This is a genomic window from Bacillus methanolicus (assembly GCF_028888695.1).
In the GTDB taxonomy this organism is placed as follows: domain Bacteria; phylum Bacillota; class Bacilli; order Bacillales; family Cytobacillaceae; genus Bacillus_Z; species Bacillus_Z methanolicus_B.
In genome coordinates this window covers 402,298-416,246 of record NZ_PNFF01000001.1, presented here as the reverse complement: position 1 = coordinate 416,246, position 13,949 = coordinate 402,298, and the positions used below count along the sequence as shown (strand labels likewise).

At 37.7% G+C, this 13,949-nt stretch carries 11 protein-coding genes; 1 reads left to right on the top strand and 10 read right to left on the bottom strand.

Going from position 1 to position 13,949, the window contains the following annotated elements; genetic code table 11:
- Positions 1-44: 44 nt before the first annotated feature.
- Positions 45-1,892, bottom strand: a complete 1,848-nt coding sequence (asnB, locus tag C0966_RS02135) for an asparagine synthase (glutamine-hydrolyzing) (RefSeq protein WP_274853519.1) — start codon at positions 1,890-1,892, stop codon at positions 45-47.
- Positions 1,893-2,048: 156 nt separating this feature from the next.
- On the opposite strand from asnB, the gene C0966_RS02130 reads away from it, so the two are divergent.
- Entirely contained in the window at positions 2,049-2,612 is a 564-nt protein-coding gene (locus C0966_RS02130; protein ID WP_274853518.1) for a DUF2777 domain-containing protein, read from the top strand.
- Positions 2,613-2,734: 122 nt separating this feature from the next.
- On the opposite strand, the gene C0966_RS02125 is transcribed toward C0966_RS02130, so the two are convergent.
- The 9 genes from C0966_RS02125 to C0966_RS02085 all read right to left on the bottom strand — a co-directional run bounded on the left by C0966_RS02125 (position 2,735) and on the right by C0966_RS02085 (position 13,739).
- Entirely contained in the window at positions 2,735-3,829 is a 1,095-nt protein-coding gene (locus tag C0966_RS02125; RefSeq protein ID WP_274853517.1) for an ABC transporter permease, read from the bottom strand.
- Positions 3,826-5,094, bottom strand: a complete 1,269-nt coding sequence (locus C0966_RS02120; RefSeq protein WP_274853515.1) for an ABC transporter permease — start codon at positions 5,092-5,094, stop codon at positions 3,826-3,828. The genes C0966_RS02125 and C0966_RS02120 overlap by 4 nt, the downstream gene beginning before the upstream one ends.
- An 11-nt stretch (positions 5,095-5,105) precedes the next feature.
- Complete coding sequence (locus C0966_RS02115) at positions 5,106-6,038, bottom strand: ABC transporter ATP-binding protein (RefSeq protein ID WP_274853514.1); 933 nt, start codon at positions 6,036-6,038, stop codon at positions 5,106-5,108.
- Positions 6,039-6,152: 114 nt separating this feature from the next.
- A complete protein-coding gene (locus C0966_RS02110) occupies positions 6,153-6,785 on the bottom strand; it encodes a response regulator transcription factor (protein ID WP_274853513.1) in 633 nt (210 codons plus the stop codon).
- Positions 6,763-7,674, bottom strand: coding sequence for a sensor histidine kinase (locus tag C0966_RS02105; RefSeq protein ID WP_274853512.1), 912 nt, complete (start codon positions 7,672-7,674; stop codon positions 6,763-6,765). The genes C0966_RS02110 and C0966_RS02105 overlap by 23 nt, the downstream gene beginning before the upstream one ends.
- A gap of 419 nt (positions 7,675-8,093) precedes the next feature.
- The gene (locus C0966_RS02100; RefSeq protein ID WP_274853511.1) at positions 8,094-11,015 is read right to left on the bottom strand and encodes a bifunctional diguanylate cyclase/phosphodiesterase; all 2,922 of its coding nucleotides are present in this window, start codon (positions 11,013-11,015) and stop codon (positions 8,094-8,096) included.
- 142 nt (positions 11,016-11,157) lie between these two features.
- On the bottom strand, positions 11,158-11,514 hold the full coding sequence (locus tag C0966_RS02095; RefSeq protein WP_274853510.1) for a YisL family protein: 357 nt from the start codon (positions 11,512-11,514) through the stop codon (positions 11,158-11,160).
- Between the two features lie 86 nt (positions 11,515-11,600).
- Positions 11,601-12,512 (bottom strand): fumarylacetoacetate hydrolase family protein, encoded by a 912-nt coding sequence (locus C0966_RS02090; protein WP_274853509.1) that lies wholly within the window; start codon positions 12,510-12,512, stop codon positions 11,601-11,603.
- Between the two features lie 36 nt (positions 12,513-12,548).
- Positions 12,549-13,739: a DUF418 domain-containing protein gene (locus C0966_RS02085; protein ID WP_274853508.1), complete on the bottom strand. Its 1,191-nt coding sequence runs from the start codon at positions 13,737-13,739 to the stop codon at positions 12,549-12,551.
- Between the last annotated feature and the right edge of the window lie 210 nt (positions 13,740-13,949).

Here is a 13,949-nt window from a genome sequence, read left to right as displayed (position 1 = left end):
TCTTTTTGTTTTTATAAAAACATATGGGAGCGAAAAAATTTCGATTAATCAACAATATTAATTTTGTAATCTTTAAACCAAATATGAACCTGAGCCAGATAAGCCAATAGCTGAGGACCCGTCATTAGCTGCCCGAACCAAGGAACTTTAAAGGCAACCCCTTCCGTTTCAATTATATTTCTTAACTGTTTTTGGTCAAAAAACTCATATAGTGCGGAACTTTTGTCTTTAAGGCTATCCTCTAATAATTCCTTCACTGCCTTTGTATATTTCGGGTGGTGGGTTTTCGGGTAAGGGCTCTTTTTCCGGTAAAGAACTTCTTCGGGCAAAATTCCTTCTAATGCTTTTCTTAATATGCCTTTTTCCCGGTTGCCGTACATTTTCATTTCCCAAGGGATATTCCATACGTATTCCACGAGGCGATGGTCTGCAAAAGGCACCCTGACTTCGAGGCTTGCTCCCATGCTCATCCTGTCTTTTCTGTCTAAAAGAGTTGTCATAAACCAAATTTTATTTATATAAAACAATTCCCTGCGTTTTGCATCTTCTGTTCCTTCCCCTTCCAGCCGGGGAGTTTCTAATACTGTTTCCTGATACTTTGCTAAAGTGTAATCCCGGATGTTCAATTTGTTTCTCCAATGTTCTTTCAAAAGGCATTCCCTCGCCTCTGTAGACCTCATCCATGGAAAGCCTGAGCGATTTAAATCTGCTGTTCGGTGAAACCACGGGTATCCCCCAAATATTTCATCTGCACATTCTCCAGATAAGCTGACAACGAAATCTTTCTTGATTTCGCGGCAAAACCAAAGAAGCGAAGAATCAATATCGGCCATTCCGGGCAGATCTCTTACATAGACAGCTTCAATTAGCAAGTCTGCCAGCTGTTCATGAGAAATCACACAGCGATGATGAATCGTTTCAAAGGATTCTGACATTTTTTGAATCCACGGCTCATCTGAATTCGGCTGAAATTCATTCGCTTTAAAGTACTGGTCATTTCCTTCGTATTCGATGGAATACGTGTGCAATCTCCCTTTCCCATCGTTTTTAAATTCATTTGCGGCAATCGCAGTTATCGCGCTTGAATCAACTCCACCCGATAAAAATGTACATAAAGGAACATCTGAAAAGAGCTGTCTTTTGACAGCATCTGTTACAAAGTACCGAACTTTTTCTACTGTTTCTTCTAAACTATCTGTGTGAAATTCACTCTTTACGTTCCAATAACGATATGTCTTTAAACCGTTTCTTGAAAAAATAAGCGCATGCGCGGGTCTTAGCTCTTTAATTCCTTTGAACACACCATGGCCCGGTGATCGGGAAGGCCCCAGTCCGAAAATTTCAGCCAATCCCTCTCTGTCCAGTTCAGGTTTAATGTGAGGATGTGCAAGCAAACTTTTAATCTCTGATCCAAAAAGAAGTCCCTTTTGATGTTCAACAAAAAATAATGGTTTGACCCCGAACCTGTCTCTGCCGATAAAAAGCTGTTCTCTTCTTTCATCCCAAACCGCGAAGGCAAAAATGCCGTTTAAATGATCAACGCATTTTTCCTCCCATTCCATATATGCGGTTAATAGTACTTCAGTATCAGAATGGCCATGAAATGAATATCCTTTTATTAAAAGTTCTTTTCTAATATCTTCTGTATTATAAAGCTCACCATTATAACAAATAATAAATTTTTGTCCATTTTTCTCCTTAACCATCGGTTGTTTGCCACCGGCAGGGTCTACAACAACAAGCCGCTTATGACCGAAGCCTGCATGCAACCCGATCCATACATTCGTTTCATCAGGACCACGCTTCGACAGAGTTTCTGCCATTTTTTCAATTACAGATTTCTCTTTTTGAATATTTTTTTCAAAATCCACCCAACCGGTTATCCCGCACATCGTCCTCATCCTTTCTTAGCGGAACAAATAACATGCTTTTATTTTATGCAATGCTTATAATTATGGTTAATTGTCCTAATTATTCCGATATATAGTTATAAATTTCGCGAAAACTGTCTACAAAGGATGGTGAGGCAATTTTCATGGAGGTCAGTCATGAATCGACATCAACGATTAAAGCTTTTTGAGCATCAAATGAGGGCGTTTAATGAAGGAACGGTAGAAAATATTAACGGACAATGGATTTTCTTTGACAGCGAAACAGAAGAAGCATCAATATTGGATGATCTTCTTCATCAGGAGATTGAAATCTTCCGGCATAACAGATGGAAAAAAGGAATTTTGTTTGAAGATGGAAAAATCGGATTCGGAGATGAGGTCCATTATTTAAAGGATCAGGATTTAATTAGGATCCGAAAACATTTAATTTTTGCGTTGGATCAATTATTAAATGAAATAAATGATGAAGCGTTTGTCCAGTTTGTTACAACGCTCAATTCGCTGCAGTTTTCAATCTATGATTGTATTTATTGCTATAACCATCTTGATTTTTTGGGGGATAATGAACGAAAAAGCGGTGTCAACTTTATTATTTTTGATAATCAGGAACAAATTTGCAGCGTCCAGCACCATTTTTCTTATTATGAGAAAATTAATGACCGTTTTGAATTTACTTTGAACACCGGAAAGCGGATGATAATTGAAAAGATATCATCATAATACAAAGCTGACTCAAATGCAAAGGGTCAGACCCCTCCAATACAATATATAGAAAATCACTAATATATTGTTATTGCCGGAGGGAGTCAGACCCTTATGAGTCAGTTCCTTTGTTCCTTTTCCTAAACATGCCTTCTTTCAATAAGCCTTATTCCAATACCCATCATAACGACGCCCATTAATAACAATATACCAATTGGATATAACAGCTCTTGCAGCGAAAACTTAGAAATGACAGCACCTTTTAATAGCTCCATGCCATACGTTACCGGAATTACTTTCGAAATTGCCAGAAGCAATTCCGAACTTACAATTTCAAGCGGCCAATACGCACCCCCGAGCATCGCAAAACTTACACCAATCAACGGCAGCAGCGCATTAAACTGCCCCGTCGTTTTTACTAAACCTGTCAGCAATATCGTTAACGCAACAATAGAAAAGAGGTAAGGTATAATAATGAGAAGTGTTTTTCCGAAAGCACCTTGAAAATCAACTCCGGCTCCATAGCGGAACACAAAAAAAATGAATACCACTTGCACGTAGCCAATAAGAAAACTATAAAGTAAGTTGGCCGTATAGACAGCAACTTTTGAAGTAGGTGAAATAATAATCCGATCCCATATTCCCATCTGTTTTTCATTTAATATATCGACAACATTAAAACCTATCGTATAAATGACAAAAAATAAAGTAAATCCAAATAATGATTGAAGCGCCTGGTTATAAGCCGGCTTTTCTTTGTTATCAAAATAGGATGTTTTCAGACTAAATATTTCGGGCCATTGGGCATCGGTTTTTCTGTTGGAGTCAGTCGATTCCCCGGAAATACCTTCCATTGCCTTTTGTTTGAATATTTGTTTGTAAAAAGCTTTTACATATTGCTCAAGCAATGGAATATTTTCTGAATTTCTTGCAATATAAATTGTATATTTGCTTTTTTCAAGTTGAACGCCTGCTTCAACTTTTCCCTCGGAAACCCTTTCTTTTACTTCCTCTTCTGTTGTTGGCTTAAATCGAAAGACATCCCCCTTGTTTAGCTGATTAAGATATAATTTAAGTTCATCAGCTTCCATCGAACTGTAAACGGGAATTTCCGCTTTATCAAATCCTGCTTTCCCGATCATAAACGCAAATGCCATGCAAATAAGAGTCGTGGTGATCAATGCACCCGGTTTTCGCAGCAGAAGCCTGAATTTCCCAATCATAATTCCTATCATACCGCTTCACCTCTTTTTGGCTGGAGAATCAATGCAAATGCAATAAGAATCATTGCCAAAATCACGATTGCCAGCAGTTCTTTATATATATTTCCAATTGGATACCCCTGCATCGCCTTTAAGTAAGCAGTTATTCCTGCGCCAACCGGCGTGTAACTGCTGAATTCTTCAAACGATTTTCCCAATTGCGAGACAGGAAAGTAACCGCCTCCTGCAAAAGTAAAAATTGGCACTAGAAATGAAGAGAAGATACTTGAAGTCTTTTCATAATTGCAGCGATAGCTTAAAGCAGATAAAAACACGGCAAAGCCTCCAATCATAAGCGACAGCGCAACAGTAATTGCCAAATAATTTATGATATTTGGCCAGTGCACCTTGAAAATGACTGCGGCAAGGCCATAAAGAATGTTCAGCTGACAAAAGGAGACTATCACTGCTGAAACAAAAATTCCTGTGAAAAAGATAAAGACTGGCACATTTGCAAGTATAATCCGATTAAAAATAAGACTTTCTTTTTGTGCATAAGCATAAGTGGCAACTGTTGAAGCCACATAAAAGATAAACATGACACTCATTCCTATTGCATAATAGTCAACAGCACTAATAGGTTCTTTCGCTGAAATCGTTTCGATTGAGCCCAAACTCTGATGCGTTTGTTTAAGCAATTCCATGCTATCCGGGTTAAATCCATTCGAATTTGCCGCAACCATCAATGACATGTCTTGCTGAAAGGTCGATAGAATATCCCGAAGCACTCCAGCTTCAATTCCTTCGGATTCATTTAATTGAACCTTTATCTGCGGTTCTTTTTTTTCGTGAAAAAAAGCTTTCCGGTAAAAGTCATACGTAAAATTCTCCGGTATTTCGATAATGCCGCTATATTGTTTTTTATTTTTTTTGGCGTCCTGCTCAGAGATTTGCTCCACTTTGATGATGTCTTTTAATTCTTTGCTTTTAAAAATTTCTTCCGTTAAGACAGCGATCGGATGAAACTTGCTGATTCCTTCTTTTATCTGATTTTTTTGATCATCGGATATGGGCAGACTGTTTATGTCTGCCATGATCTGCTTAATTCCTTTTTCGGGATTGTCCTTTTGTATAATTCCTGCCTTCACGCTTATATCAGGAATCTCCCCATTGATAACAGCCCCGAGAGCATTGCCGAGAATGCTGATTAAAACAAATGGCATTAGAAGAAGTAAAATCAATTCACGGGGACGCCGCCAAAACATTAATAAATCTTTTTTTATTATTTGAAGCAGCATGCGATCTCCTCCTAATCCCTTAATTGTCTGCCTGTTAAGTGGAGAAAAACATCCTCTAATGTAGGGGTTTCAATATTGACAGAAACTATATTCGTTTCGGTTTCTTCAGCAGCTTTAAAAATATCTTTTAAAATATGAATCTGTTTTGGGACAATGACCGTAACATACGGTTCTTTTGCAGAAATGTCCTTAATTCCGGGTATTTGTTCCAGAGCCTCCAGAAAATTTCCTTTCAGCATTTCTACTTTAATAGAAATGGACTGTTCTTGGGATAAAATACTTTTAATTTCTTCTTTTGTTCCTGATGCAATGATTCGGCCGTTATCCATAATGTAAATCCGATCACATAAATATTCCACTTCCTCCATGTAGTGGCTCGTATATAAAACCGTCATATTTTTCTCTTTATTCAATCGTTTTACTGTTTCAAGAATATAATTTCGCGATTGAGGGTCAATCCCGACGGTCGGTTCATCCATGATGACAATTTCCGGATTATGAAGAAGCGCTGCCCCGATATTCAGCCTCCTTTTCATTCCTCCGGAAAATGTTTTGACAAGCTCTTTCTCTCTGTCTTTTAAACCAATAATCTCCAAAACTTCTTCTATCCGCATTCTTAACTCTTGTTTCGGTATTTGATGAATAGCGCCAAAAAATTCTAAATTTTCGCGGGCTGTTAATTCCATATACAAGGCCACCTCTTGAGGTACAACCCCTAATATTTTCCTAAGTTTTTCAGGCGTATTTAAAATGCTGTTATTCCCGAGTCTAATATCTCCATACGTAGGACGGATTAGCGAAGAAATCATCGAAATGGTAGTAGACTTTCCTGCTCCGTTCGGTCCGAGCAAACCGACCGTTTCACCCTGTTCCAGATACAAATTTACACTATTTACTGCCTTTTTATTTTTAAAATGCTTTGAAAGATTGACAACCTCTAACATTCAATCTCCTCCTTTTCAATAAAATGATATATCGTTTAAAAAAACGCATATACTATCTTCCGTCATGAAATAACGAGAAAACCATGACCAGGGTCATGGTTTTTGCTCAAAATCTTATATGATATTATTCTTTACTGCAAAAATGGCAAGCTGGGTTCGATCGCGCAGTTCCAATTTATCCAAAATTTGCGTCAGATGGTTTTTAACGGTTCCAATAGACAAATACAGTTCGGCCGAAATTTCTTTATTTGTTTTGCCTTGACCGACCAATTTTGTGATTTCTAATTCCCTAGGCGTTAATGGGAGATTTACAGGGGGTGCTTCCGGCTTGTGCAAAAGCTTTGGCATCACTTTTGCTGCTACTTGTTCATGAATCGAAATCCCGCCGTTTATCGAGCTTCTAATCGAATGTATTAATTTTGGCCCATCAGCTGTTTTTAACAAAAACCCGCTTACCCCGTCCTTGAATGCCTGTAAAGCATATTCTTCATCGTTAAAGGTTGTCAGGATGATTATTTTTATTTCCGGCCATCTTTGTTTCATTTTATGGGCTGCTTCGAGACCATTCATGACAGGCATACGAATATCCATCAAAACAACATCGACTGCCAGCTGTTCAAGGAAGGCAATAGCTTCTCTTCCATTTTCCGCTTCTCCTACTACAGTGAATTCATCATCTTGTTCAATAATCATCTTAAGTCCTTGACGAACAATACTCTGATCCTCAACCAGCAAAATTCGAATCAAGCTTCTCACCTTCTCCCGGCATAATTCCTTGAACAATAAAATGATTGTCTGTTTGAAAAATAGCAATTTTACCGCCGATTTCATTCATCCGCTCCTTTATATTCCTCAACCCGAATCCTTCATGGAAAGGTTTATGCGAATGGATTTTATTTTTTATTTCAAAAGTTATTTGTCCGATGGGCGAGACACCTAGGGTAACATACACTTCTTTGGAAAATGCATGCTTCATTGCGTTTGTTAATGCTTCCTGAATCACCCTGTACAATACAACGCTGTGATGGTTTGATAAAGAGACACCGAGAACTCCCTGCTTAGTTGTAAAATGTACTCTTAAATGGCTTTCGGCCTCCAGTTTCCGAATTAAGTGGATCACCGAAGAAATTCCTTCGATCTCATCCATTTCGAGGGCACGTACTGCCCTTCTCGTTTCTTTAAGGCTGCCTTCAACCATTTCCTTCATTTGCAAAAGTAAGTCTGTTTTTTTCTCGGCAAGCATGATCCCAATCTGCATATTTAATGCTGTAAGCTTATGCCCTACGGAATCATGCATCTCTCTTGCAATACGCGTCCGCTCTTCAAGCCTGGCGGTCCGTTCATTTTCAAGAGCAAGTCTTTTTAGCTTTCTATATTCATCGAGAAGTTGGTCATACAAGTCACGCCGATAAAAGAGCTCATATTGGAGGCTGTTGTAATAAAAAAGAACCGTTGAGAAAACTAGCGAGATTGCTATGTAAATACACCAATAATAAAATGAATAATGAAAATAAAATATTGCTCCTATGAATATAAAAATTGAAAACAAAAGTGCCCGAAAGTTTGCAGGCTTTAAATCCCGACCCGCTTCAAAAACGTAAAAGAAAGTAATTGCAACAAAAATCCAAAAAGGCATGTCTTCTGTTAACAAGAGGGCAGCGGCTGAAGAATAAGATAAGATCCAGTATGGAATCCATTGCTTTTTAATAATTGGAATTATAAAGTATAAGGCAAGTGATGCGGTACAAAAGAACAGGAATATCGACATGCTGGAAGTATGCAGAAAGAAGCTAAAAGCTCCGCCCCATAAAAGCAATAAATACAGTAAACGAAAATAAACCGGCAGAAAAACATCCTCCTTCTCATTTGTATATTTATATCTTAATTGTTATAAATTTCATAATATTCGTCAACATAAAATTGAATAATAAAAGAAGCCTGCCCTAAGGCAGACTTGGAAACAAGATGGCCTTTACCGAATTAACACAGTGAGGATCTGACCCGTGTTGCATGAAAGAGTTAATGAAGTGGGGGAACCGGCCCCCCGACCCGAATTCAGTTATATGCAGTTGTTGCTGTTTTTCTCAAAACATTTTCAAATTCATTTGTCGACAGAGGTTTATGAATATAATACCCCTGTGCATAGTGGCAATTTAATTCCCGCAAAAGCTCAATTTGCTCTTTCGTCTCAACTCCTTCCGCAACAACTTCCACCGCAAGTCCGTGGCTCATCGTAATAATTGCTCTCACAATCGCAATGTCTAATGTATCAATATGTAATTTATCTACAAAAGAGCGGTCAATTTTCAACGTATTAATTGGCAAGTTTCGCAAATAACTTAATGAAGAATATCCTGTTCCAAAATCATCAATGGAAACCTTTACGCCAAATTCCTGCAGAGATTTCATCACTGAAATGCTGTAGTCGATATTTTGAAGCATGGCGCTTTCTGTCAGTTCAAGTATTAAATATTCAGGTGAAAGACCTGATTCCTCGATCGCTTTTTTAACTTCCGATAAGAAATTAGTCTGCTGAAATTGATGGGCTGATACATTTACAGATATCGACATCTTTCCTAATCCCATATCGTGCCACTGCTTATTTTGCTTGCAAGCCGTTCGAAGCACCCAACTTCCAATTTCTTCAATTAATCCGGTCTCCTCAGCGAGTGGAATAAATTCTCCCGGAGATACAAGACCAAGCTTAGGATGTTCCCATCGGATTAAAGCCTCGCTCCCGTAGATTTCCCCTGAATGCAAATTAATCAATGGCTGGTAGCAAAGGAAAAATTCATTTTTTTTCAAAGCCTTTCTTAAATAACTCTCCATCTCAAGGCGAATTAATGCTTCATCATTCATTTCATTCGAAAAGAAAGTAATCCGATTCCCTCCGTTATTTTTCGAACGATTCATCGCAATGTCAGCATTTTTTAGAAGAGTATGTTCGTCAAGGCCGTCTCCCGGATACCAGCTGACCCCTATACTTGCTGTTAAAAAAAACTCTTGACTATTCATAAATATCGGCTTTGAAATGTTTTGCAAAATCTGAGTCCCTGTTTTCATGACTTCTTCAATCGACACTTGCTTTGTTAGAACCAAAGAAAATTTGTCACCGCTAAAACGCCCGAGTAGCGAACCGCTTGGAAGAGCCTCTTGAATTCTTTCAGCCAGCTCTTTAAGAATTATATCACCTGCATAATGGCCAAGGCTGTCATTAATTATTTTAAAGCGGTCAATATCTATAAAAAGGACAGCAAGTTTCCTATTTTTCTTTTTCGCCCTTGAAAGAAGTTCTTCCAACTTTTCTGTAAATCTCATCCTGTTTGGCAATCCGGTATCATGATCAAAATAAGCAAGCTTCGTTATTTTTTCTTCATTTATTTTCTGCTGGGTAATATTTCGTCCAATGCCATATATCCCAGTCGTTTCTCCATTAATCGTAATGGGAATGTTCTTAATTTGAAACAAAGAGACTTCGCCCGATTTATTCCGGATTTCAATATTATAGTATTGTTCCTTTCCTCTTAATGCCCTGAAAAAATGCATTCTTACTCTTGGAATGTCATCCGGGCTAATGAATTTCAACGCAGACTTGCCGATAATTTCATTTTCACTGAAACCAAAAGTCTTAATAAAAGAAGAATTTACACTCGTAATATTCCCTTGCAAATCTGTTGAATAGACAAAATCTGTATTATTATCAAAAAGCGACCTGTAGTATTGCTCTGATACCTTTAAATTCTCATTCAATATCCGGATATCTTTTTGTGAAGCCTGCATCAAATGAGTTAAACTAACGATGTTTTTCATATTAACAGGAATATCGTATTTAAAAGTTAAAGGTTTTTCCGGAATCTGATTAGCATTTTCTGACAAGGCCAGATAGGTGAGAGAATGTCCGACAACATGAGGATCATTTTTCCCATTGTAAAATATTTCACCGTATGAGAAAAAGCCCGTTATCGGTGCAATTTGATTCAGCATTCTCATTTCTTCCTCTGAAAAATGCCTGAACAAACGTTTTCTAGCCATACAATTGTAGACAAAAATAGTTTCTACCGGCTTTTTCGACAAACTCTTCATATTTTGCAGCGAATTTTCAACGATCGATTCGACATTTATATATGCGAATGTAAGCTTTTCTCCTTCTTTTACACTTCTGTTAACGACAATGGCTCCGTTCTTAAGCACCTTCACAATAAAGACGGAAATTTTTTCTCCCTTATTGTCTAGTAGAAACGGAAATTCTACCCCCGATTGGGGCAAATCATTAACAAAACTTTCCCCCAAATAATTTGAGAGAATTTGAAGCGGCTTTTTATTGTCAATCGAATAAATCGTTGTTCCGCTTGCTTTCGTGACAGTAAATGATTTTCCGATTTCCTGCCATTTATGATTCGAATATGTATGGAACTTCAGATGCTCGCTTTGCAAGGCAACTGCTGCAACACCTTTACTTGTTAACTCTTTTTCTGTAAAAACAAAAGCTTCATTATAATGGCCGTTATCTCCGGCAACGCCTCCGGAAACAACAAGTTCAGGATTTCCGTCACAAATTCCTTCAAGCATTTCCTGCACGTCGATCTCAAAACTTGTCGGGAACAAGATGACGGTCTTCGTATCAAAAGCGGATAGCCTTGCTGAAAGCTCTTTTCCCATTTCAAAACTGCCGGCAAACCAATCATTATGGAGGAGAAAGGATTTTAATTTTGTTTTTTCAAAAATTGTAAAAGACAATACAATTTTTCCCTCAGCAATAGTTCCTTCAAATATTTCCCCATCTGTTGTACAGCCTATAACAGTGGCGGCCGGAAGTTTTTTACTTAAGAAAGTTTGCAATTCCATAATGGCTTCCTTATTCAAAATGCCTGAAAAAACTTGTACTAACAGGTTAGGATACTTGCATAAACCTTGTTCCTCAATAAAAGACTTGAGTTGAATTGTATCTTCATAGATACAGGAAATTGTCTTGGCCATATGATCACCATTGGTAGTTTTAGAAATTTATAACCTTTTATGTTAAAAATACCACAAAATATATTGTTGTTTAAACGAAAAACATAGAAAAAAAGCCACCAATTTGGCAGCTTTTTGAGAATCATGTCAAATTATAAGTTTTTTAGAAAAAATGAAATCCTAACGGCAGCTTAAATCCTAAATACAGGGCAAGCAAGAAAGCAACTGCAAATTGGATCCATAAAGACGAGGTTTTTTGTTGTTTGTTTGTTTTGATTAAAATCAGTTCAAGCATGGCAATTACCCATAGCCCGACCGCAGACTTCAGGACATAGAGCAAGCTGATATTGGAAATACTAGCTAACATCCATACGCCAGTAATGATAATGAGAATATAAAATACTCTTAAAATCATCTGCACGACTCTAAATCCTTTAGCTTTTCCGCTTTTATGAAGACCCAGCGCAATAAAAAATAAGACAATTGCTAAAAACCAGGCAGTAATATGGGCGTGTGTCACCGGCATAGCCTCCTTATGTATCATTCGTTCTCATCATATCATATTGTCATGAAAAAACCCAAAAATATAGAGTGAATTCCCGTTCATTATGCATCGGCAATTTGGTTACTTAATGTTCCGATTTTTTCAATCGTGATCTCAATGACATCACCCGGATTCAAAAATCTTGGCGGCTTAAAGCCTTTCCCTACCCCTGCAGGTGTTCCGGTTGCAATAATGTCACCCGGTTCGAGCGTCATTCCGGCAGAAAGAACGGAAATAATTTCCTCTACAGGGAAGATAAAATGTTTCGTATTTGAGTTTTGTCTTATTTCCCCATTCACTTTTGTTTGAATATTTAATTGATTCGGATTTTCAATTTCTGATTTATGGACGAGCCAAGGTCCCATCGGGCAGGTTGTATCAAGGCTTTTTCCGATAAAAAACTGTTGGTGGCGGCTTTGAAGATCTCTTGCCGTAATATCATTGATGATCGTATAGCCGAACACATAATCAAGCGCCTCTTCTTTTTTTATTGCTTTTCCGGCCTTTCCGATGACAACAGCGAGTTCTCCTTCATAATCAAGCTCTTTTGTCACTTCAAGATGATTAAGGACCTTTTCTTGATGGCCAATAACGGTAGTCGGTGCTTTCGTAAACACCATTACATGTTCAGGAATGTCGTCTTTGCTTCCCATTTCAATTGCATGCTCAGCATAATTTTTGCCTACACAAAAGATGTTTTTAGCCGGCCTTGGAATTGGCGCAAGCAGTTGAACTTCATCTAAGGGAATATATAATTCTTTTCCTTCTCCGCTTGTGTTGGCCCATTCGATCAAATTTTCTACTTTTTTAATAAAATCCTCTCCGAGAGCAATACACTCTATCATTGTTTCCGGAAAATGCTTTTCACCTGTGTGCCTTAATTCTGCCCTTCCAAGCGGAAGCACACTGTTATTTTCTTCATTTAAAAGCCCAACGAATACTCCATCCTTATCTTTAGCTGTTGCAAATTTCATGAGTCCACCCCTTTTTATTGATAATATACTAATCTATTATTGCGAGAACCGTTTCCATTTCGGCAGTGATAAATAAGTAAAACTTCGCCATAGCCATTCCAATGGACCGTAATAAAAATGTTTCATCCAGATGAAGCTACCAGATGCTTGAACAACGTAAATCGCTAATGCAAGAATCGTGCCTTCAAATAGAGAAATCTTCCCATAAAATCCAAGCCCGTAGCTGTAAAAAATAAACGTAGAAACGAGCGATTGGAATAAATAATTGCTTAAAGACATTTTCCCAACTGCTGCTAAAGGTGAAAGAAACAAAGCGGTCTGTTTTCGATTTACCAGAAAGACAATGATAAAAGCATAAGCAATGGATAATAACGGGCCTCCAAATATATCTTGTATATAGTCCATTGCAATATTTCTGTCAAATAAGTAAGGAAGAACTTTAATAATAATCCCCGTGATCCCTGATACGAGCATGATGAAAAACAGCCTTTTTCTATAGCGTTCAAAGTTTTCCAGCCATTTTAGTTTAGCTGCCCCGGCTCCAAGCATAAACAATGGAAGAATGTATGTAAGCGAAAAAAAGAAAAATTCAAGGTTATTTACCTCATACCAATCCCTCGCCCTTTGTTCCGTTATCTCAGTAAAACTCCCTTGACTGTAAACCTCAATGGAATCAGCTGCAGATTGTTCATCGTATGGAGACCATTCTTCCTCCGGTGCAAACAGCATACCGATCGCTAGAAGCAATGTTAAGAATATATTGGGAATCACATAAAGCAGCAATCCGGTGATCATTAACCCTTTTCCCGATAATTTTAATAACAATAACAAAATAAAACCAAGAACACCATAATTAATCAAAATATCCCCATGCCAAATAAAAAAAGCGTGGATCATTCCTATCAGTAACAGCAAAAACAGCCTTCTTATTGCAATCATATAAAAATTTACTTGCTTTCGCTGTGACCGTTCCATCAAGATGACAAGTCCATATCCAAAAAGCATCGAAAACAGCGGGTAAAAACTTGCCTGTGCAAAAATATCAATAAACGAATAGGCCGCTTTGCTGAGAGTATCATTCCACCATTTCATTGGGTCAATATAAAGAAAAGGAGAATGAAAAGAAATCATATTCACTAAAAAGATTCCGAGAATCGCAAATCCTCTCATTATATCAAGTGAAAGGATCCGTTCTTGATTCAAATTTGCATTATTTACTTCCGGCATTGTTTGTCTCCTTATCAGAAAAATCTGCAAAGTATATTATACACGATTTTGTTGTTATGATTACGTAATTTTATTAATTTGGTCAATTATTCTATACTTATGTTTAAAAAATTCCCGCATATTAGGATCGGCCCATTCTGGTACAACTGATCCTCTATGCGGGAATTCTAATAGTGTTTGCGCTTTGTCAAAACATCTTTATAAAATTGA